Origin of the sequence: Streptomyces sp. NPDC053560, from assembly GCF_044544605.1 — a bacterium.
Taxonomy (GTDB): Bacteria; Actinomycetota; Actinomycetes; order Streptomycetales; family Streptomycetaceae; genus Streptomyces.
In genome coordinates, this window is the sequence record NZ_JBITXI010000011.1 from 259,323 (window position 1) to 279,597 (window position 20,275).

18 protein-coding genes are annotated in these 20,275 nt (G+C 72.3%); 14 read left to right on the plus strand and 4 right to left on the minus strand.

The features are described from left to right. The first annotated feature begins 77 nt into the window (after window positions 1–77). The 3 genes from ACIGQF_RS26865 (at window position 78) to ACIGQF_RS26875 (ending at window position 2,503) form a co-directional block, all read left to right on the plus strand. The gene (locus tag ACIGQF_RS26865; protein ID WP_399714981.1) at window positions 78–1,283 is read left to right on the plus strand and encodes a sensor histidine kinase; all 1,206 of its coding nucleotides are present in this window, start codon (window positions 78–80) and stop codon (window positions 1,281–1,283) included. Between the two features lie 74 nt (window positions 1,284–1,357). After that, window positions 1,358–2,041 (plus strand): response regulator, encoded by a 684-nt coding sequence (locus tag ACIGQF_RS26870; protein WP_399714984.1) that lies wholly within the window; start codon window positions 1,358–1,360, stop codon window positions 2,039–2,041. Window positions 2,042–2,077: 36 nt separating this feature from the next. Next, complete coding sequence (locus ACIGQF_RS26875; RefSeq protein ID WP_399714986.1) at window positions 2,078–2,503, plus strand: DUF1992 domain-containing protein; 426 nt, start codon at window positions 2,078–2,080, stop codon at window positions 2,501–2,503. 37 nt (window positions 2,504–2,540) lie between these two features. Here the strand turns inward: ACIGQF_RS26875 and ACIGQF_RS26880 are convergent, their stop codons facing one another. Both ACIGQF_RS26880 and ACIGQF_RS26885 read right to left on the minus strand, forming a co-directional pair. Beyond that, the gene (locus ACIGQF_RS26880; protein ID WP_399715125.1) at window positions 2,541–3,653 is read right to left on the minus strand and encodes a DUF5937 family protein; all 1,113 of its coding nucleotides are present in this window, start codon (window positions 3,651–3,653) and stop codon (window positions 2,541–2,543) included. Between the two features lie 359 nt (window positions 3,654–4,012). Next, window positions 4,013–5,167: a threonine aldolase family protein gene (locus ACIGQF_RS26885; RefSeq protein ID WP_399714989.1), complete on the minus strand. Its 1,155-nt coding sequence runs from the start codon at window positions 5,165–5,167 to the stop codon at window positions 4,013–4,015. Window positions 5,168–5,377: 210 nt separating this feature from the next. On the opposite strand from ACIGQF_RS26885, the gene ACIGQF_RS26890 reads away from it, so the two are divergent. From ACIGQF_RS26890 to ACIGQF_RS26935, 10 genes are all read left to right on the plus strand, one after another. Further along, window positions 5,378–6,307 carry a Rossmann-like and DUF2520 domain-containing protein gene (locus ACIGQF_RS26890; protein WP_399714991.1) on the plus strand — a complete coding sequence of 310 codons (930 nt, stop codon included), beginning with the start codon at window positions 5,378–5,380 and terminating at the stop codon, window positions 6,305–6,307. After that, window positions 6,304–7,452, plus strand: coding sequence for a pantoate--beta-alanine ligase (gene panC, locus ACIGQF_RS26895; protein WP_399714994.1), 1,149 nt, complete (start codon window positions 6,304–6,306; stop codon window positions 7,450–7,452). The genes ACIGQF_RS26890 and panC overlap by 4 nt, the downstream gene beginning before the upstream one ends. Window positions 7,453–7,468: 16 nt before the next feature. Beyond that, window positions 7,469–9,235, plus strand: coding sequence for an L-aspartate oxidase (locus tag ACIGQF_RS26900; protein ID WP_399714996.1), 1,767 nt, complete (start codon window positions 7,469–7,471; stop codon window positions 9,233–9,235). Beyond that, complete coding sequence (nadC, locus tag ACIGQF_RS26905; RefSeq protein WP_399714998.1) at window positions 9,232–10,275, plus strand: carboxylating nicotinate-nucleotide diphosphorylase; 1,044 nt, start codon at window positions 9,232–9,234, stop codon at window positions 10,273–10,275. The genes ACIGQF_RS26900 and nadC overlap by 4 nt, the downstream gene beginning before the upstream one ends. 103 nt (window positions 10,276–10,378) lie before the next feature. Then, a complete protein-coding gene (locus ACIGQF_RS26910) occupies window positions 10,379–11,176 on the plus strand; it encodes a type III pantothenate kinase (RefSeq protein WP_030621709.1) in 798 nt (265 codons plus the stop codon). Between the two features lie 113 nt (window positions 11,177–11,289). Next, a complete protein-coding gene (locus tag ACIGQF_RS26915; protein ID WP_399715001.1) occupies window positions 11,290–11,949 on the plus strand; it encodes a hypothetical protein in 660 nt (219 codons plus the stop codon). A gap of 47 nt (window positions 11,950–11,996) precedes the next feature. Next, complete coding sequence (locus tag ACIGQF_RS26920) at window positions 11,997–12,176, plus strand: hypothetical protein (RefSeq protein WP_361552551.1); 180 nt, start codon at window positions 11,997–11,999, stop codon at window positions 12,174–12,176. 166 nt (window positions 12,177–12,342) lie between these two features. After that, the gene (locus tag ACIGQF_RS26925; RefSeq protein WP_399715005.1) at window positions 12,343–12,756 is read left to right on the plus strand and encodes a BlaI/MecI/CopY family transcriptional regulator; all 414 of its coding nucleotides are present in this window, start codon (window positions 12,343–12,345) and stop codon (window positions 12,754–12,756) included. A 9-nt stretch (window positions 12,757–12,765) separates the two neighbouring features. Further along, entirely contained in the window at window positions 12,766–13,284 is a 519-nt protein-coding gene (locus ACIGQF_RS26930) for an amino-acid N-acetyltransferase (RefSeq protein WP_361552545.1), read from the plus strand. Window positions 13,285–13,440: 156 nt separating this feature from the next. Further along, window positions 13,441–13,773: an Lsr2 family protein gene (locus ACIGQF_RS26935; RefSeq protein WP_030621700.1), complete on the plus strand. Its 333-nt coding sequence runs from the start codon at window positions 13,441–13,443 to the stop codon at window positions 13,771–13,773. On the opposite strand, the gene ACIGQF_RS26940 is transcribed toward ACIGQF_RS26935, so the two are convergent. Beyond that, window positions 13,704–14,471 carry an SCO3374 family protein gene (locus ACIGQF_RS26940; RefSeq protein WP_399715009.1) on the minus strand — a complete coding sequence of 256 codons (768 nt, stop codon included), beginning with the start codon at window positions 14,469–14,471 and terminating at the stop codon, window positions 13,704–13,706. The two genes, ACIGQF_RS26935 and ACIGQF_RS26940, sit on opposite strands and share 70 nt — an antisense overlap. A gap of 488 nt (window positions 14,472–14,959) precedes the next feature. On the opposite strand from ACIGQF_RS26940, the gene ACIGQF_RS26945 reads away from it, so the two are divergent. Beyond that, entirely contained in the window at window positions 14,960–17,485 is a 2,526-nt protein-coding gene (locus ACIGQF_RS26945) for an ATP-dependent Clp protease ATP-binding subunit (RefSeq protein ID WP_361552538.1), read from the plus strand. 112 nt (window positions 17,486–17,597) lie between these two features. Here the strand turns inward: ACIGQF_RS26945 and ACIGQF_RS26950 are convergent, their stop codons facing one another. Further along, the gene (locus ACIGQF_RS26950; RefSeq protein WP_399715012.1) at window positions 17,598–20,246 is read right to left on the minus strand and encodes an NACHT domain-containing protein; all 2,649 of its coding nucleotides are present in this window, start codon (window positions 20,244–20,246) and stop codon (window positions 17,598–17,600) included. Window positions 20,247–20,275 lie beyond the last annotated feature (29 nt).

Genomic DNA, 20,275 nt, shown 5'->3' on the forward strand with positions numbered 1-20,275 from the left:
TGGGGAGTACGGAGCGCGCACAGGATCGCCCCTTCGGTTGACTCGTACACCTATCCGCGCTGCCTACGCTGGGTTACGTGCAGCGTCTCTACGACTTCTTCCGCAGGCACCCGACAGGTGTGGACACCTTCTGGGCGCTGCTGCTGCTCGGGTTCGCCGGGCTGTGGCTGATGTCGGACCTGCTCCGGGGCTCCCTCCAGTACGCGGTCGCGGTGGTCGTCGTCCTGTCGCTGTGCACGGTGGTCGCGCTGCGTCGCCGCGCACCGGTGAAGATGCTGCTGCTGGCGACCGCCGCCGGCCTCGCGCAGATGGTCTTCGACGTGGAGCCGAACCCGGCCGACTTCGCGATGCTGGTGATCATCTACACCGTCGCGTGCGGCAACGTCCGCTGGGCCTCCCGGTACGCGCTGATCGGCGGCGTCCTCGCCCCCTTCCTGTCCCGGCTCCGCTGGCACCAGCCCGACCCGTACAGCACGCTCTGGCAGGACGTGATCGTCACCGTCTTCCTGGCCGTGCCCTTCGTGCTGGCCTGGGTGATGGGCGACTCGTTGCGCACCCGCCGCGCCTACTGGGCGCAACTGGAGGAGCGTGCGGCCCGCCTGGAGAAGGAGCGCGAGACGCAGTCGCGGATCGCGGTGGCGGCGGAGCGCGCCCGCATCGCCCGGGAGCTGCACGACGTCGTCGCGCACAACGTGTCGGTGATGGTGGTGCAGGCCGACGGCGCCGCCTACGTTCTCAAATCCGCCCCCGACCAGGCCCGGCAGGCGCTGGAGACCATCTCCGGCACCGGCCGGCAGGCGCTCGCCGAGATGCGCCGCCTGCTGGGCGTGCTGCGGACCGGCGAGGGCGCCGAGGGCGGCGAGTACGTGCCGCAGCCCGGCGTCGAGCAGCTCGCCGACCTCGTGGAGCAGGTGCGCGGCGCGGGCCTGTCCGTGGAGTTCACGGTCCACGGCGAGGAGCGGCCGCTGCCCAGCGGCGTGGAGCTGACCGCGTACCGCATCGTCCAGGAGGCACTGACCAACACCCGCAAACACGGCGGCCCCGGCGTCGGCGCGACGGTCAGCATCGTCTACGGGGAGCAGAACCTCGAACTGCTCGTCGAGGACGACGGACGCGGCGCGCAGCACGAGCTGTACGAGGACGGCGGCGCCGACGGGCTGGGCCACGGCCTGATCGGCATGCGGGAGCGCGTCGGTATGGTCGGCGGCAGTCTGGACGCGGGGCCGCGGCCGGGCGGCGGCTTCCGTATCAGTGCCGTGCTGCCGCTCGCTCCGGTGCGCTGACGGGCGCGCCACTACGGACGCGCCGGCCGGCGCGTCCTCTTGTTGACCGAAGCCCCGAAGAACGGATCCCTGCCATGACCATCCGCGTGATGCTCGTCGACGACCAGGTGTTGCTGCGTACCGGCTTCCGGATGGTGCTCGCCGCCCAGCCGGACATGGAGGTCGTCGCCGAGGCGGGCGACGGGGTGGCCGCCCTGGAGGCGCTGCGCACGACCGGGGTCGACGTGATCCTGATGGACGTCCGGATGCCGAACCTGGACGGCGTGGAGACCACCCGGCGGATCTGCGGGAACGGCACGGTGGAGGACGCGCCCAAGGTGCTCATCCTGACCACCTTCGACCTGGACGAGTACGCCTTCTCCGCGCTCAAGGCCGGGGCCAGCGGCTTCATGCTCAAGGACGTCCCGCCGGACGAGCTGCTGGCGGCGATCCGCGCCGTGCACAGCGGCGACGCGGTCGTCGCGCCCTCCACCACCCGCCGGCTGCTGGACCGTTTCACGCCGATGCTGCCGTCGGCCACGCCGCAGGAGGGCCGCCCGGAGCTGGGCCGGCTCACCGAACGGGAGCGCGAGGTGCTGCTCCTCGTGGCGCAGGGCCTGTCCAACGGGGAGATCGCCGCGCGTCTCGTCCTCTCCGAAGCCACGGTCAAGACGCACGTGGGCCGCATCCTCACCAAGCTCGAACTGCGCGACCGTGTGCAGGCAGTCGTGCTGGCCTACGAAACGGGCCTGGTACGGGCGGGCGGCGGCGCATCATAGAAGGACCGCTGTCTCCTACCTTCCAGGGAGCGCACCGTGACCGACCGCAAGCCGCCGGGCGTCAGCTTCGAGACCTGGGTCGACCGGCAGATCAGGGAAGCCGCCGAGCGGGGCGAGTTCGACGACCTGCCCGGTGCCGGGAGGCCCCTCACGGGCCTGAACAAGCCGTACGACGAGCTGTGGTGGGTGCGGGACAAGATGGCGCGGGAGGGCGTGTCCTACCTCCCGCCCACGCTCGCGCTGCGCAAGGAGGCCGAGGACGTGCGGGCCGCGGCGCGCGCCGCCCCGTCCGAGCGCGAGGTGCGGCGGATCGTCGCGGACATCAACACCAGGATCCGGGAAGCCCTGAAGAACCCGCCTCCGGGGCCGCCGCTGGGTATCGGGCCGCTCGACCCCGAAGAGGTCGTCGGGGAGTGGCGCGCCGCTCTCCGGGAGCGGGTACGCAAGCGCGACGCCTCCTGAGCGCAGGCGGCCGCGGCGCTTCGGAGGCCGCGGCCGGTCAGCGCAGTACGCCCTCCAGGAAGTCGCTGCCGAGCCGGGCGACGACCGGGAGGTCCAGCTGGTGCAGCACGTACCGGCCGCGGCGCCGGGTCCGGATCAGGCCCGCCTTCTTCAGGATGGCCAGGTGCCGGGAGACCTCGGGCGCGGTGATGCCGTGCTCGGAGGCCAGCTCCCCGGTGGTGAACGCGGTCCTGGCGAGGTTGCGGCAGATCCGGACACGCATCGGGTGGGCCAGCGCCTCCAGGCGCTGCTGGAGCAGCTCCACGGAGGCCGTGCCGGACAGCTCGGGCCTGGCCACCGGGTAGTGGACCACCGGCCGCCAGCCCGGCGCGTGCAGCACCATCAGGTGCGGCCAGCCCAAGGTCGACGGCACGAACGTCAGGCCGGCGCCGACCGCGGGATTCACGGCGGTGGCGCGTCCGTTGCTGAGCTTGTCCACCGTGATGCGGCGCTGCTCCTCGTCCAGGGAGAGGGCGGCGGACACCTCGGACAGCGCGTCGGCCAGTCCCTTGTGGCGCAGCACCTCCGCCTTGTGCCGCGCGTCGGCCGCCAGTTCCACGCGGACCCGTTCCCATACGTCCCCGAAGAACGCCGCGTCGCAGTCCTCGAAGAAGCGGCGCAGCCAGGCCCGTACGGCGGGCGGATCGGCCAGCAGCCGCCGGGCGAACTCCGCCTGGCGCGGCCCGCGCGCCATCGCCCGCTCCAGCGCCTGTTCCCGTGCCTCGGCGTCGACCAGCGGGGACGGGCCGCCGCGGCTGTAGAGGCTGGCGCAGGAGATCTCCAGTGCCGCGGCGACGTACAGCTCGTCGTCCAGCCGGTCGAGCAGGTCCAGGTCCTCGGCGAGCGTCGCGCCGGGCAGTCCCTGGGTGTCGGCGAGCGCGGCGAACGGCAGTGAGATGTCGGAGAACGTCGGGCCCCACAGGAAGTCCGCCTCGTGCAGCCGGTCCGCCAGGTCCGGCTTGAGCGCGGCGCAGGTCGCCGTCGTCCAGCCGTGCAGCCCCGGGTGGTGGCCCGGCTCGGTCAGCGCGTGCAGGGCGGTGCCGAGCTCCGCGAGGGGGGAGGGGGCGAAGACGATGCGTTCCTCCGGCAGGCCGGTGATGTCGATCTGGATGCCCATGCGTCCTCCCCGCTTCGTACGCGCCGTCCCCCGGCCCCGTACGACCATCATGCGTGACCTGCGGAGCATCGCGGACGACGGTTGACGGCTCCCGTCAATCCACGTGCCTCCGCCGGCGCCGGCCGCCCACCGTTGAGGACATGAACGCGATGCAGCAGCACATGATCGATGCCTACCGCGCCGCGCAACGGGGAGAGGCCGCACCGCCGTTGCCGGGCACCGGCGACGTACGGGCATTGCGCGAGGTGCGGGACTGGCGGCGCTTCGAAGCCGTCGTCACCGCGCCCGCCGACCGCCTGCCGGCCCGGCTCCGGCGCGCCGTACGGAGCCTCATGGGCCCCCGCACGGCCGGCTCAGCCCCCGTCGGCCACCGTCCGCACCCGGGCGATGAAGTCCGCGAGAACGTCCCGCACATCGGCGGCAGTCCAGCTCAGTGCGGATGAGGCCACGTGCACCTCGGTGACGGCCAGGCCCGGTACGCCCCCGTCCCGCCAGCGGCGGAAGAGCGCCGTACGGGTCTCCTCGGCCAGCCGCAGGCCCGCCTCGTCCAGCACTTCGGGGGAGTACGGCAGCCACACCTGGAAGTCGTGGGTGTGCGGCGGGTCCGGGTGCACCCGGAACCACGGCACGCCGTGCTCCGCCAGGCCCTCGTTCAGTGCCCTCACGACGACCTTCGCGTGGGCGACGTACTCCGGGAGCCGGGGCAGTTCCCGGTCCAGCCCCGCGAGCGCGGCGAGCGCGGCCGGCCACTGCTGGAAGGGCAGCCCGCCGTACCGGTGCCGCCACGCCCGCGCCTCGGCCACGAAGTCCTCGGCGCCGGCCAGCGCGGCCCCCGATATCCCGCCGAGCGACTTGTAGAACGACACGTACACGCTGTCGGCAAGCCCCGCGATCTCCCGGAGCGGCCGCCCGAAGTGCGGTGCCGACTCCCACAGCCGCGCCCCGTCGAAGTGCACCACCGCGTCCCGCTGCCGTGCCGCGTCCACCACGGCGACCAGCTCGTCCCACGAAGGCAGCACGAGCCCGGCGTCCCGTAGCGGCAACTCCAGCGCGAGCGTCCCGAAGGGCTCGTCCAGGGCGCGCACCTCCTCGGCGGTCGGCAGCCGCGGCTCCCGCGTCGGATGGATCATCCGCAACCCGCTGACCACGGCGTACGCGTCCCGCTCGTGCAGCTCCAGGTGGGAGAGCGGGTGCCCGGCCACCGTGGCGTTGCCCGTGCGCCCCGCCCAGCAGCGCAGCGCGACCTGCTGCGCCATCGTGCCGGTGGGGAAGAACGCCGCGTCCTCGGTGCCCAGCAGTTCCGCCGCGCGGCGCTCCAGGACGCCGACGATGCCCTCCTCGTCGGCGTAGAAGTCGACGGGGCCGTCCAGGTCGTGGCTCTCGGCGCCCTCCGCCGTGAGGCGCCGCAACCGCTCGGCGAGGGAGTCGTCGGTGACGCTGCGCGTCAGCATCCGCTCGCAGCCGCGCCATGCCGCCAGCCGCCGCGTCCGCTCTTCCTGGTCGGTCATCCGCTGCCCGCCTCCCGGCCTCGCCCGCGCACTGCCCGTACAGGGCACCGATCATCCCGTACCGTCCCCCTGGCGGCGACTGTCTTTTGCGCGATCACGAGACGCCCGTCTCACCTGTCCGCCGCCCCTCGGGCCCGCAGGGAACACCGCGTAGCATGACCAGGAAACGTCCGGTACCCCCCGCGGACTGGAACGGAAGGCCATCGCCGCGTGAATGACATCCCCTCGACAGAAGCCCAGGACCGCCCCGCCCGGCTCACCGTCGGCGTCGTCGGGGCCGGCCGCGTAGGGCCCGCGCTCGCCGCGGCACTGCAGCTCGCCGGGCACCGTCCGGTCGCCGTCTCGGGCGTCTCCGACGCCTCCAGGCGGCGCGCCGCCGCGCTCCTGCCCGACGTGCCGCTCGTGCCGTCGGAGGAGGTCCTCGCACGCGCCGACCTGGTGCTGCTGACGGTCCCCGACGACGCGCTGCCCGGCCTGGTCGCCGGCCTCGCCGAGACCGGCGCCGTACGGCCCGGACAGCTGCTCGTGCACACCTCGGGGCGGTTCGGCGCCGGTGTACTGGACGAGGCCACCCGAGCCGGTGCGCTGCCGCTGGCACTGCACCCCGCGATGACGTTCACCGGCACGTCCGTCGACGTCCAGCGGCTGGCCGGCTGCTCCTTCGGGGTCACCGCGCCCGAGCAGCTCCGGATGGCCGCCGAGGCGCTGGTCATCGAGATGGGCGGCGAGCCGGAGTGGATCGAGGAGGCCGCCCGGCCGCTGTACCACGCGGCCCTGGCCATGGGCGCGAACCACCTCGTCACCCTGGTCGCGCAGTCCCTGGAGCTGCTGGGCAAGGCCGGTGTCGAGGCCCCGGACCGGATGCTCGGCCCGCTGCTCGGCGCCGCCCTGGACAACGCCCTGCGCTCCGGTGACGCGGCGCTGACCGGCCCGGTCGCCCGCGGCGACGCCGGTACGGTCGCCGCGCACGTCACCGAGTTGCGCAAGCACTCCCCGCAGGCGGTCTCCGGTTACCTCGCCATGGCCCGTACGACGGCGGACCGGGCGCTCGCGCAGGGCCTGCTCAAGCCGGAGCTCGCCGAGGACCTGCTCGGCGTGCTCTCCGATGTCGCGGACCGCACGGAGGGAGGCACCCGATGAACACCACGGCACACCACCCCGCCGGTACGGAGGCCCACGTCCTGCCGACGGCACCCGCTCCCGCCGCGGCCGGTCCCCGGCTGGTGGGCACCGCCGCCGAGCTGCGCGCCCTGCCGCGCCGCGGCCGCCGCGCCGTCGTGATGACCATGGGCGCGCTGCACGAGGGCCACGCGACGCTGATCCGTACGGCGCGCGCCCATGTCGGCCCCGAGGGGCAGGTCGTGGTCACCGTCTTCGTGAACCCGCTGCAGTTCGGGGCGGGCGAGGACCTGGACCGCTACCCGCGCACGCTGGACGCCGACATCATGATCGCCGGCGAGGCCGGTGCCGACGTGGTCTTCGCGCCGTCGGTCGAGGAGGTCTACCCGGGCGGCGAGCCACAGGTGCGGATCGCCGCGGGCCCCATGGGCGATGTGCTGGAGGGTGCCTCGCGCCCGGGGCACTTCGACGGCATGGCCACCGTGGTCGCCAAGCTGCTGCACCTCACGGCGCCGGACGCGGCGTTCTTCGGACAGAAGGACGCCCAGCAGCTCGCCATCGTGACGCGCATGGCACGCGACCTGAACTTCCCCGTGCGGATCGTCGGCGTGGAGACCGTGCGCGAGGACGACGGCCTGGCGCTCTCCAGCCGCAACCGCTACCTCTCCGCCACCGAGCGCAGGACCGCGCTGGCCCTCTCCCGGGCGCTGTTCGCGGCCCGCGACCGGCTGGCCGCCGAGGAGACGCTGCGCGCCAGGGCCGGCGCCGGCAGCCACTCCGAAGCGCGCGCCGCAGGCCTGGCCGCCATGGGCGAGGACCGGGCGGCGGCCGACGCGCACGCCCTCGCGTACGCGGCGTCCGCCGACACCCCGCAGGGCCCGGCGGTGGCCCGTGCGGCCGCCCACGCCGTCCTGGCGGACGCGGCCCGCCTCGACCCGCCGCTGGAGCTGGACTACCTGGCGCTGGTCGACCCGGGCACCTTCACGCCGATCCCGGACACGGAGCGCGCTCCGGAGGACGGGCCGTACAAGGGCGGGTACGAAGGCGAGGCGGTGCTCGCCGTGGCCGCCCGGGTCGGTACCACCCGCCTGATAGACAACATCCGCCTCACTTTCGGGCCCGCCGTGCCGCAGAGCGGACCCCCGTCAGCAGGAGAGCCACGATGACCGCAGGAGCGCCCCGATGACCGGGGTGACCGGGCCCGGCATACGTCTCGACGCCCCCGCGCCCGGCTGGGCCATCGACGCGGACGTCGTCGTGGTCGGCTCCGGCGTCGCCGGGCTGACCGCCGCACTGCGCTGCGCGGCGGCCGGCCACCGTACGGTCGTGGTCACCAAGGCCCGGCTGGACGACGGCTCCACACGCTGGGCACAGGGCGGCATAGCCGCGGCCCTCGGCGAGGGCGACACCCCGGAACAGCACCTGGACGACACCCTCGTGGCGGGCGCCGGGCTCTGCGACGAGGAAGCCGTACGGACGCTGGTCACCGAAGGCCCGGGCGCGGTGCGCCGCCTGATCGCCGCCGGCGCGCGCTTCGACGCGGGCGAGGACGGCGAGGGAATCGCGCTGGCCCGCGAGGGCGGCCACCACCGGCGCCGGATCGCGCACGCGGGCGGCGACGCCACCGGCGCGGAGATCTCCCGCGCACTGGTCGAGGCGGTGCGTTCCCTCGGAAGGGGCGAGCGCGAAGCGCTCTCCGGCAAGGGCGGGGGTGGGCGACGGGCGGGACTGCGCACCATCGAGAACGCGCTCGTCCTGGACCTGCTCACGGACGCCGAGGGCCGAACGGCGGGCGTCACCCTGCACGTGATGGGCGAGGGCCAGCACGACGGTGTGGGCGCCGTGCACGCGCCCGCCGTGGTGCTCGCCACCGGCGGCATGGGCCAGGTCTTCTCGGCCACCACCAACCCGTCCGTCTCCACGGGTGACGGCGTCGCGCTGGCCCTGAGGGCCGGCGCCGAGGTCTCCGACCTGGAGTTCGTGCAGTTCCACCCGACCGTGCTCTACCTGGGCCCGGAAGCGGAGGGGCAGCAGCCGCTCATCTCCGAGGCGGTGCGGGGCGAGGGCGCGTACCTCGTGGACCGCGACGGTGAGCGCTTCATGGTGGGGCAGCACGAGCTGGCCGAACTGGCGCCGCGCGACATCGTCGCCAAGGGCATCCTGCGCCGCGCCCTGGAGCAGGGCACCGAGCACATGTACCTGGACGCGCGGCACTTCGGGGCGGAGATGTGGGAGCGGCGCTTCCCGACCATCCTGGCCGCCTGCCGCGGCCACGGCATCGACCCGGTCACCCAGCCGATCCCGGTGGCGCCCGCCGCGCACTACGCCTCCGGCGGCGTCCGCACCGACCTGCGGGGCCGGACGACCGTGCCGGGCCTGTACGCGTGCGGCGAGGTCGCCTGCACCGGTGTGCACGGCGCGAACCGGCTCGCCTCCAACTCCCTCCTGGAGGGCCTGGTCTTCGCCGAGCGGATCGCCGCCGACATCGGTACTCGGCCCCTCCCGCGGCCCGGGGAGCCCCGGCTGCCCGACGGGCCGCCCGTACCGCTGCTCCCGCCCGAGGCGCGCTTCGAGATCCAGCGCCTCATGACCGAGGGCGTCGGAGTGCTGCGCTCCGCGACGAGCATGGCCGAGTCCTTCAAGGGCCTCGTGCGGCTGGCCTCCAGGGCCTCGGCCGAATCCTCCGGGGAGGACAAGGCCGCCGAGCCCGGCGTGGAAGCATGGGAGGCCACGAACCTCCTGCTGGTCGCGCGTGCCCTGGCCGCCGGTGCCCGGGCGCGCGAGGAGACCCGCGGCTGCCACTGGCGGGAGGATCACCCCGAACGGAACGACGAGGTCTGGCGGCGCCACTCCGTGGTGACGCTCCGCCCGCCGCACACGGTGGAATTCCGCGCCACGGACTCCGCCGACTTCCCCGCCACCCATCCCGAAACGGAGCCGAACCCGTGAGCACGCCCGACGACCTCCCCCTCCTCCAGATCGGCGCCCCGGGCCAAAGCACGGACACCGGAGGCTGCGGCGACGGCTGCGGCTGCGGCGCGGGCGACGGCTTCGAGCTGGACCCGATGGAGTGCGGCCTGGACCCGGACCTGGCCGCACTCCTGGTGAACGCCGGGCTGGACCCGGTACAGGTCGAGGACATCGCGCACATGGCCATCGAGGAGGACCTCGACCAGGGCGTGGACGTCACCACCGTCGCGACCATCCCCGAAGACGCCGTCGCCACGGGCGACTTCACCGCACGCGACGCCGGTACGGTCGCGGGCCTGCGGATCGCCGAGGCCATCCTCTCGGTGGTCTGCACCGACGAGTTCGCGGTCGAGCGGCACGTCGAGGACGGCGACCGCGTCGAGGCCGGGCAGAAGCTGCTGTCCGTCACCGCCCGCACCCGTGACCTGCTGACCGGCGAGCGCAGCGCGCTGAACCTGCTCTGCCGGCTCTCCGGCATCGCCACCGCCACCCGCGCCTGGGCGGACGCCCTGGAGGGCACGAAGGCCGGCGTGCGCGACACCCGGAAGACGACGCCGGGGCTCCGCGCGCTGGAGAAGTTCGCCGTGCGCTGCGGTGGCGGCGTCAACCACCGCATGTCCCTCTCGGACGCGGCGCTCATCAAGGACAACCACGTCGTGGCGGCGGGCGGCGTCGCCGAGGCGTTCAAGGCCGTACGGAACGAGTTCCCGGGCGTGCCGATCGAGGTCGAGGTGGACCGGCTGGACCAGATCCCGCCGATCCTCGCCGAGGGCGCCGACCTGATCCTGCTGGACAACTTCACGCCCGAGCAGACCCGGGAGGCGGTGGAACTGGTCGCGGGCCGCGCGTTCCTGGAGTCCTCCGGCCGCCTCACCCTCGACAACGCACGCGTCTACGGGGAGACCGGCGTGGACTACCTCGCCGTCGGCAGCCTCACCCACTCCTCGCCGATCCTCGACATCGGCCTCGACCTGCGCGAGGAGACCCCCGCCGAGTCCGCCGGGGAGGCGCGGGCCTGATGCTCCTGACCATCGACGTCGGCAACACCCGCCCTCCCGTCGCCCCACCCACCACCCCGATCGGCGGCTGCGCGCGCGACGTGACCCCGAGGCGGTGCGGAACATGCTCCTGACCATCGACGTGGGTAACACCCATACGGTGTTGGGCCTCTTCGACGGCGAGGAGATCGTCGAGCACTGGCGGATCTCCACCGACGCCCGCCGCACCGCCGACGAACTGGCCGTGCTGCTCAACGGCCTGATGGGCATGCACCCGCTGCTCGGTGAGGAGCTGGGCGACGGCATCGAGGGCATCTCCATCTGCTCCACCGTCCCCTCGGTCCTGCACGAGCTGCGCGAGGTCACCCGCCGCTACTACGGCGACGTGCCGGCGGTGCTCGTCGAGCCCGGCGTGAAGACCGGCGTGCCGATCCTCATGGACAACCCCAAGGAGGTCGGCGCCGACCGGATCATCAACTCGCTCGCGGCCGTGGAGCTGTACGGCGGCCCCGCGGTGGTGGTGGACTTCGGTACGGCCACGACCTTCGACGCGGTCAGCGCGCGCGGCGAGTACGTCGGCGGCGTGATCGCCCCGGGCATCGAGATCTCGGTGGACGCCCTCGGCGTCAAGGGCGCGCAGCTGCGCAAGATCGAGCTGGCCCGGCCGCGCAGCATCATCGGCAAGAACACCGTCGAGGCCATGCAGTCCGGCATCCTCTACGGCTTCGCCGGCCAGGTCGACGGCGTCGTGCAGCGGATGGCGCGGGAGCTGGCCGAGGACCCCGAGGACGTGACGGTCATCGCCACCGGCGGGCTGGCCCCGATGGTGCTCGGCGAGTCCTCCACGATCGACATGCACGAGCCCTGGCTCACCCTCATCGGGCTGCGCCTGGTGTACGAGCGGAACGTCGGGCGGCAGTGACGCCCCGCGTATGTGCGGCGCTCTGGAAGGGGCGTCGCGCATACGCCCCGGGCGCCGCACCCGGGAATTTCAAATAACGGGGATTTTGTCCGTTTAGTAATTAAAGTCGGGCTATGCCCACGCCTTACGGATTCCGCGGCGGCATGGCGTTCAGCGCGGACGAACTGCGCGTGCTCCGCCGCGCCCTCGCCACCGCCCTTCAGCCCCTCCCCGCCCCCGGCCACGCTCCGGCCGGCTCCGTACCCGTGTCCCGCGACCCGCGGCGCACCGAAGAGGTCCAGGAATGCCTCCGGCTCACCGAGGCACTGGACGAGGCGGTGCACGAGGGCGCCCGGCTGCGCGCCTTCCAGCTCGCCGACCTCGCCCGGCATCGCGAGGCCCTCCCGGGCTCCGCGTACGGCTATCTGGGACGCCTCCAGGAGGCCCTGGCCGCCGGTTATGTGCCGGACCCGGACGACCTCGCCGCGCTCCGGGTGCTGCGCTCGCTGGCCGTCGGCCCGGCCGAGCGGGACCGTCGCACTGCCCTGCTGCGCCGCTGCGAGCAGGCCGCCGGGCACTCCGTACGGACCCCGCTGCGCGCGCTCCCGGGAGGCCGGTCGGCCGACGAACCGGAGCGCCCGGCGGAGCCGCAGCCGCAGCCGGCCCCGAAGCCCGGCCGGCCCGGCCCTGCGGGACCGCGGCCCGACCGCCGCGACCGGCCCGTGCCCACGCCGGGCGAGGTCTTCCCGCCGCGCCGCAGGCCCACTCCGCCCCCCGCGGCCCGGACCGCCTGAGCCCGCCGCGTACTCTGGAAGCCTCGTCGCACAAGGAGGCCTTCGTCATGGATTACGTGTCAGCTCTGCTTCCCCCCGTCGTGATGGCCGTCGCCTTCACCGGGGTCATCGTGACGATCGTCAAGAGCCAGGGCGGCGCGAACAAGGCCAAGGAGGACGCGGCCGTGGACGCGGTGCTCCAGAGCGCCGAGGCCGCCCGCCAGGAGCCGAAGGCACACGGCGCCTGAGACACGCGCGGACCCGCGGCGGTCCGCCCCGGCCCGCGGGCCTCACGAATACCGACGTATGGCCTGGGATAGCGCATCCCGGGCCATACGCCTTTTTCTGCGAGGAATCGGTCCCGCGCCCCTGTCAACACGCGGCATTCTGGACATCTCCCACTATTGTTCTCGTGTGCCGAGACGTTTGGGTGAACTGGAAGATGCCGTCATGACGCGGGTCTGGCAGTGGAACCGGCCGGTAACCGTTCGGGAAGTCCTGGAAGATCTGCAGCAGGAACGGTCGATCGCGTACACCACCGTGATGACCGTATTGGACAACCTTCACCAGAAGGGCTGGGTGCGGCGAGAAGCGGAAGGCCGCGCCTATAGATATGAGGCGGTCTCCACTCGCGCTGCCTACTCGGCCGCACTGATGAACGAAGCGTGGTCGGTCAGCGACAACCCCGCCGCCGCCCTCGTCGCCTTCTTCGGGATGATGTCGCAGGAACAGCGACAGGCCCTCCGCGATGCGATGCGCGTCGTACAGGCGGTAGGGCCCGAGGAAGTCTCGGAACCCGGCGCGGGACCCCCGGAGTCGGAACGATAGCGTCCTTGCATGCCACCACTATCGAATGGCGTCACCGTCCGCCGGGCCCGGACCGCTGATGTGCCCGCCGTACGCCGCCTCATCGACTCCTACTCGCGTGACGGGATCCTGCTCGACAAAGCGACCGTCACGCTTTACGAGAGCATCCAGGAGTTCTGGGTGGCCGAGCGCGACGAGGACGCCGAGGTGGTGGGCTGCGGCGCACTGCACGTCATGTGGGAAGACCTCGCGGAGGTCCGTACCCTCGCCGTGGCCCCGCAGCTCAAGGGCGCCGGAGTGGGCCATCAGGTCCTGGACAAGCTGCTCCGTACAGCAAGCTGGCTGGGAGTGCGCCGTATTTTCTGTCTGACCTTCGAAGTCGACTTCTTCGCCAAGCACGGCTTCGTGGAGATCGGCGAGACTCCGGTCGACGGTGATGTCTACAGCGAGCTGCTGCGTTCCTATGACGAGGGTGTCGCGGAGTTCCTCGGTCTCGAACGAGTGAAGCCCAACACCCTAGGCAACAGCCGCATGCTTCTGCACCTGTGATCAGCGTTCTATGTCCGAATCGCGCCCCTATCTCATAGCTGTCGAACCCGACGTTCCCCGGAGCTGCCGCAACTGAACCCGACCCGGGGGTTTGTGTTTTTCCCGGAAAAGCGGTTTGCTTTCCGTCGTAATCCACATTCGATGAAAGGGAAACCGGTGGCACAGAAGGTTCAGGTTCTTCTTGTCGACGACCTCGACGGTGGCGAGGCGGACGAGACCGTGACGTTCGCGCTCGACGGTAAGTCCTATGAGATCGACCTCAGCACCGGCAACGCGGAGAAGCTGCGCGACGCCCTTGAGACGTTCGTGAAGGCCGGCCGCCGTACCGGCCGTGCCGCGAGCGGCCGTGGCAAGGCGCGTGCCGCTTCCTCCGGCAACAAGGACACCGCTGAGATCCGTAAGTGGGCCAAGGAGAACGGTTACGAGGTCAACGACCGCGGCCGCGTCCCCGCGACGGTCCGTGAGGCGTACGAGAAGGCCAACGGCTGATCACAGCGGAAGCTGTCCGTTCGACCTTTTCCTGCGCGCAGCAACCGGGCCCGGTGGCATTCCGTTGCCGCCACGCTCACGAGCCGTACGAGGTCGGGGGCGCGCCCCATACGTGACGTACGGGGAACCCCACCACCGCCCCCGAGGCCTGCCCCGCTCCCCGTGGAGGGCAGCGTCGCCTCGACATCGCAGCCCGGCTCCGGAGGCCGCACCCACGCTCCTCGCGGACCGATCCCCGCAGGCAGCCCGGGCCCCGCTGCCGGTACCGGCGCCGCCCCGCCGTGCGCGGCCGGCGTCCACGGCGCAACGGGCGGGGGCGCGGGCATCAGGTCACCGGAGCCGAGAGCGGTCAGCTCAAGGTCCACCGAGCCCCACTCCAGCCACTCCAGTACCCCTGGCAGCTCCTCCGCCGCGTCTGCGGCCACCAGGAAGCGCAGGACCGGTTCTCCGGACCGCTGGGAGCCGTCTGCGGGCTTCTCGCTCCCGCCGAGCGCGACGGGGCCCGTACGGCCCGCACGGCGCAGCGTGGCGAAGCCGGCGTCCGCGGGCATCTCCAGGACGTCGAAGCGGATCCCCGTGCGCAGCCCGAGCCGCGTGCCGCCGTCCGTCGGCCAGCCGAGCGTCTGCTCGTACCACCGCCGCGCGCCGGAGTCTGCGGCGTGCAGCGGTTCGCGGGGGCGCGGGAGCGCGATGGCCATGACCGGTGCAACTGCCTAAATGCTCAGAAGTTACGCTGGGTTGAGCCTCGGATACGTACCGTGCTCGCCGGGTGGGTATAGGACGGGCGTGCGGACGCGCTAAACGGCGCAAGGGTGTTCGCCCGTAGCGGAGCAGGGCGGGCCGCGCGGATGGACTGTCAGAGGCAGCGGGTAAGACTTTTCGCGAGGGGAGGGACGATGAAACGCAGCGATGAGCGGGATGTTCGCGATACGCGCGCCATGGGCGCGGGCGTGTCGGGAGCTGCGGCGTTCGCCATGGGCGTACTGGCATGGGGCGTATATGCCTGGCCTGCGGGAACATCGTCTCGCACCATCGGGTTGGAGCAGATGTCGGCTGTTCGGGGCAGGAGGCCAAGGACGGGTGTCGGCAGTTGGAATGAGCTGTCCCGCCCCGCGGGACTAGCATGCGGAAGGACAGGGAGGGGACCGACCCCTAACTGCCTGACCGCTCTGAGGAGCGATTAACGATGTTCGAGAGGTTCACCGACCGCGCGCGGCGGGTTGTCGTCCTGGCTCAGGAAGAAGCCCGGATGCTCAACCACAACTACATCGGCACCGAGCACATTCTCCTGGGCCTGATCCATGAGGGTGAGGGTGTCGCCGCTAAGGCCCTGGAGAGCCTCGGGATTTCGCTCGAGGCGGTCCGCCAGCAGGTGGAGGAGATCATTGGCCAGGGCCAGCAGGCCCCGTCCGGTCACATTCCCTTCACTCCCCGTGCCAAGAAGGTCCTGGAGCTGTCGCTCCGCGAGGCCCTCCAGCTCGGCCACAACTACATCGGCACCGAGCACATCCTGCTCGGCCTGATCCGCGAGGGCGAGGGCGTCGCCGCCCAGGTCCTCGTGAAGCTGGGCGCCGATCTGAACCGGGTGCGGCAGCAGGTCATCCAGCTGCTCTCCGGCTACCAGGGCAAGGAGACGGCCGCCGCCGGCGGCCCCGCCGAGGGCACGCCCTCGACCTCCCTCGTCCTGGACCAGTTCGGCCGCAACCTCACGCAGGCCGCTCGTGAGTCCAAGCTCGACCCGGTCATCGGGCGCGAGAAGGAGATCGAGCGGGTCATGCAGGTGCTGTCCCGGCGTACGAAGAACAACCCGGTCCTCATCGGCGAGCCCGGCGTCGGCAAGACGGCGGTCGTCGAGGGCCTGGCCCAGGCCATCGTCAAGGGCGAGGTGCCCGAGACCCTCAAGGACAAGCACCTCTACACCCTCGACCTGGGCGCCCTGGTCGCCGGCTCCCGGTACCGCGGTGACTTCGAGGAGCGCCTGAAGAAGGTGCTCAAGGAGATCCGCACCCGCGGCGACATCATCCTGTTCATCGACGAGCTCCACACCCTGGTGGGTGCGGGTGCCGCCGAGGGCGCGATCGACGCCGCCAGCATCCTGAAGCCGATGCTGGCCCGCGGTGAGCTGCAGACCATCGGTGCGACCACGCTCGACGAGTACCGCAAGCACCTGGAGAAGGACGCGGCCCTGGAGCGCCGCTTCCAGCCGATCCAGGTAGCGGAGCCGTCGCTGCCGCACACCATCGAGATCCTCAAGGGCCTGCGCGACCGCTACGAGGCGCACCACCGGGTCTCGATCACGGACGAGGCGCTGGTCCAGGCCGCTCAGCTGGCCGACCGGTACATCTCCGACCGCTTCCTGCCGGACAAGGCGATCGACCTGATCGACGAGGCCGGCTCCCGGATGCGCATCCGCCGGATGACCGCGCCGCCGGACCTCCGCGAGTTCGACGAGAAGATCGCCGACGTGCGCCGGGAGAAGGAGTCCGCGATCGACTCGCAGGACTTCGAGATGGCCGCGGGCCTGCGCGACAAGGAGAAGCAGCTCCTGGCCGCGAAGGCGAAGCGGGAGAAGGAGTGGAAGGCCGGCGACATGGACGTCGTCGCCGAGGTGGACGGCGAGCTGATCGCCGAGGTGCTGGCCACGGCCACGGGCATCCCGGTCTTCAAGCTCACCGAGGAGGAGTCCTCGCGTCTGCTGCGCATGGAGGACGAGCTGCACAAGCGCGTCATCGGCCAGAAGGACGCCATCAAGGCGCTCTCGCAGGCCATCCGGCGTACGCGTGCCGGCCTGAAGGACCCGAAGCGCCCCGGCGGCTCGTTCATCTTCGCGGGCCCGTCCGGTGTCGGTAAGACCGAGCTGTCCAAGACGCTCGCCGAGTTCCTCTTCGGCGACGAGGACGCGCTGATCTCCCTCGACATGTCGGAGTTCAGCGAGAAGCACACGGTCTCCCGGCTCTTCGGTTCGCCCCCCGGCTACGTGGGCTACGAAGAGGGCGGCCAGCTGACCGAGAAGGTCCGCCGCAAGCCGTTCTCCGTGGTCCTCTTCGACGAGGTCGAGAAGGCGCACCCGGACATCTTCAACTCCCTGCTGCAGATCCTGGAGGACGGTCGTCTGACCGACTCCCAGGGCCGGGTCGTGGACTTCAAGAACACCGTCATCATCATGACGACGAACCTCGGCACCCGGGACATCTCCAAGGGCTTCAACCTGGGCTTCGCCGCCCAGGGCGATGTGAAGACCGGCTACGAGCGGATGAAGAACAAGGTCAACGAAGAGCTGAAGCAGCACTTCCGGCCGGAGTTCCTCAACCGTGTCGACGACACGGTCGTCTTCCACCAGCTCACCGAGGAAGACATCATCCAGATCGTCGACCTGATGATCGCCAAGGTGGACGAGCGCCTCAAGGACCGGGACATGGGCATCGAGCTCAGCACCGAGGCCAAGTCGCTGCTCGCCAAGCGCGGATACGACCCGGTGCTGGGCGCCCGCCCGCTGCGCCGGACGATCCAGCGCGAGATCGAGGACGCCCTGTCGGAGAAGATCCTCTTCAGCGACCTGCGTCCGGGCCACATCGTGGTCGTCGATGTCGAGGGCGAGGGGGAGAACGCCAAGTTCACCTTCCGCGGCGAGGAGAAGTCGGCCCTGCCCGATGCCCCGCCGATCGAGTCCGCCACCGGCGGCTCGGGCCCGAACCTGAACAAGGACGCGTAAGCGCGAGCCCCGTCCGCTGCCCCGGAACCACCAGGTGGTTCCGGGGCAGCGGCGTTTTCGGGACCGCCCTCGGCCGCCGGCCGAAGATCGGCAGTCGGGCGCCGTACGGGCTCTACAGCTCCACGACCTCGATGCCTTCGGGGACGCCGGACGGGCGGGGGAGGCGGCTGCCGATCAGCAGCGTGTCCAGGTGCGGAAAGGCGGTCAGCCAGTCCATCGGGACGCCCAGGTCGTAGGAGAGCCACAGCCGGGTGAGCGGCCCGGCGACGATGCCCTCGATGAGCTGGTCGGGCGTGAACCGGCCGGCGATCTGGAGGTGCGGCCGGCCGCCCAGCCGGCGCAGCGCGTGCAGCTCCTCCAGGTCGGAGACCGGGAAGTACAGCTCGGTGTCGTCGAGGTGGGCGATGATCTCGCGGGCGTACCGCTCGGTGTCGTACTTCCGCCAGGCGCTCGCCAGCTGCGCCCGTACGTCCAGGTGCGGCCGTTCGCGCAGCGCCGTGAGGTAGTCGATGGCCATGTCGTCGCCGATGGAGGTGGCGGTGAGCGCGAGGAGGTACGCCTCCGCGTCGGTGGCCGAGGCCGGATCCGGCAGCATCTCCAGGACGATCGGCCCGATCCAGCCCAGCGCACGCGCCCCGGCGGGCGTGGTCGGCCGCATCATGTCGCGGGTGAAGCGCTGCACCCGCCACCGGACCTCCGGGTCCAGCTCGGTGGCGTGCTCCAGGCAGGCGGCGGCCAGCAGCTTGCGGTGCCGGGCCTCCGCGGCCCGTACGCCCGGGTGCGGGGCCAGCAGGCCGTTCAGCAGCTGGGCGCACTCGTCGGGCCGGGCGAGGGCGACGGCCATCCGGATGACGTCCTCCCACTCCGTGTGGTGCGCGTGGTCCAGCAGCAGCGCGAAGTCGTGCTGCTGCACGGTGGCCCGCGCGGCCAGATAGTCCTGGAACGTGCGGTGCACGAAGTCCACCGTGCCGGGCGTCGTCTCGCGCAGCAGCCCCGTACGGTTCAGCAGATGCCGGTAGACGTCCTCGGCGTCGCCCTGCCGGGACGCGTCGGGGATGGCGGGCAGATGCCGGGCGAGGGTCTCGACGGCCACGTCCCGGCCGATCTCGGACCGTCCGTTGACCAGCATCCAGTGGGCCAGCTTCTGCAGCAGCTGGACCTTCGGCCGGCGCGGCAGGTCGATGGCGTCGGTGGGGACCATCGCCCGTTCCCGGTCCCGCCGCTCCAGCAGCATCGACAGGCCCGCGTCGTACAGCTCCTTGCGGCCGTTGGGCAGATAGCCGCGCCGGTCCCGGTGGAGCGCGCACAGCAGGCCGCACATCAGCGGATTGGTCGCCAGCCGCCCCAGGTCCCGGGTGATGCGTACGGCGTTCAGCAGTGTGCGTTCGTAGTGGCCGAGCCGGTCCAGGTCGGCGGGCGACTGCTGGGCGGCGGCCCGGTGCCAGCGCTGGATGAACGCCGCGACGTCCTCCCGGCTCATCGGTGCCAGCCGCAGCTCGGTGAAGCCGTCGGAGGCCAGCCAGTCCTCCGGTACGGCGGACGGCCGGGAGGTCACCAGCCACACATTGCCGGGGTACCGGGACGTCCACTCCCGCAGCCGCGTCCGCAGCAGCTCGCGGTCGTCCTCCTGGGCCTCGTCCACCCCGTCCACGAGCAGCAGCCCGCGGCCGGCGCGCAGCACCCGCTCCGCCCAGCCGGCCGGCTGCGCGTCCGCGCCCGGATGTCCCATGGCGTCCAGGAAGCCGTCCGGTGACGGTATGCCGGAGCGCGAGGCGAACCGCCGTACGGGCAGCAGGAACGGCACCCGGCCGGCCAGCTCGGCGCTCAGCGCCGGCGGCAGCTCGTCGCGGGCCGTGCCGACCGCGAGCCACTGCAGCAGGGTCGTCTTGCCGGACCCCGCGACGCCCCGTACGAGCACCCTGTCCAGCCCGGCCAGCGCCTGTTCGGCGGGGACGGGCGGGGCCTGCGGGCCGGGATCCTGCCGCTCGCGGGCGGGCGGACCCGACATCTCCGGCTGGCCGCGCTCGCACTGGAGGCCCAGATACGCGGCGTCCAGCGGCCAGCTGTCCGGGGAGTGCGCGAGGTCGATGCCGAAGATCGTGAGGTGGTTGTGGAGCACGGCGACGTCCCGTGCGTACCGCGCCTCGAAGGCGGCCTCGTCCGGGGCCGCCCCGGCCGGGAGGGGCCCGTCGTCGCGAAGGGCCTCGTGGAGTACGGGCTCCGCACCCGCGCCGGGGCCGTCCTGGCCCGCCGCCAGCTCCGCCAGCCGCCGCGTCTCCTCCACGAGGGTGCGCGCCACAAAGTCCGACCGCCGGGTGAAGAAGTGCAGGATGTGCACCGCCACGGTGTCGAGCACGGCCCGGTACAGCGCGCGGCGGTCGTCGCTCAGCCCGTGCTCCACGTCCGGCACGGCGGCCCGCATCCGCTGCGCGAAGTCGCCGGGCCGCAGCCGTACGGCCTGCCAGTCGTCCAGCTCGGACGCGGCGAGCGCGGCGAGCGTACGGGCCAGCGCGCCGGCCACGGGCATGCGCGCCGCCTCGTCGGGCTCGGCGGGCTCCAGGAGCCGCTCCGCCAGGCGTTCGAGGTCCTCGTCGGTGAGCGCGGGCTTCTCCCCGCGGAAGACGACGAGCCGCGCCACGGGAACCGGCCGGTCGTCCGCCACCCCCGCCGCCGGATCCTCGTCCGCGCTCACGAACAGCGTTCTGACGAGCGGCCCGACGTGTCCGGGCACGAGGCGGGAGGCGGCGGTCGTGGGATCCATGAGGTGGTGTCCCCCGGTAACTGGTGGGC

Excerpts from the sequence above, each read along its gene's own strand:
- ACIGQF_RS26920 (WP_361552551.1), top strand. The coding sequence starts at position 11,997 with ATGGATTACGTGTCAGCTCTGCTTCCCCCCGTCGTGATGGCCGTCGCC.
- ACIGQF_RS26945 (WP_361552538.1), top strand. The coding sequence starts at position 14,960 with ATGTTCGAGAGGTTCACCGACCGCGCGCGGCGGGTTGTCGTCCTGGCT.
- ACIGQF_RS26940 (WP_399715009.1), bottom strand. The coding sequence starts at position 14,471 with ATGGCCATCGCGCTCCCGCGCCCCCGCGAACCGCTGCACGCCGCAGAC.
- ACIGQF_RS26950 (WP_399715012.1), bottom strand. The coding sequence starts at position 20,246 with ATGGATCCCACGACCGCCGCCTCCCGCCTCGTGCCCGGACACGTCGGG.
- ACIGQF_RS26885 (WP_399714989.1), bottom strand. The coding sequence starts at position 5,167 with ATGACCGACCAGGAAGAGCGGACGCGGCGGCTGGCGGCATGGCGCGGC.
- ACIGQF_RS26930 (WP_361552545.1), top strand. The coding sequence starts at position 12,766 with ATGCCACCACTATCGAATGGCGTCACCGTCCGCCGGGCCCGGACCGCT.
- ACIGQF_RS26900 (WP_399714996.1), top strand. The coding sequence starts at position 7,469 with ATGACCGGGGTGACCGGGCCCGGCATACGTCTCGACGCCCCCGCGCCC.
- ACIGQF_RS26910 (WP_030621709.1), top strand. The coding sequence starts at position 10,379 with ATGCTCCTGACCATCGACGTGGGTAACACCCATACGGTGTTGGGCCTC.
- ACIGQF_RS26870 (WP_399714984.1), top strand. The coding sequence starts at position 1,358 with ATGACCATCCGCGTGATGCTCGTCGACGACCAGGTGTTGCTGCGTACC.
- ACIGQF_RS26915 (WP_399715001.1), top strand. The coding sequence starts at position 11,290 with ATGCCCACGCCTTACGGATTCCGCGGCGGCATGGCGTTCAGCGCGGAC.
- panC (WP_399714994.1), top strand. The coding sequence starts at position 6,304 with ATGAACACCACGGCACACCACCCCGCCGGTACGGAGGCCCACGTCCTG.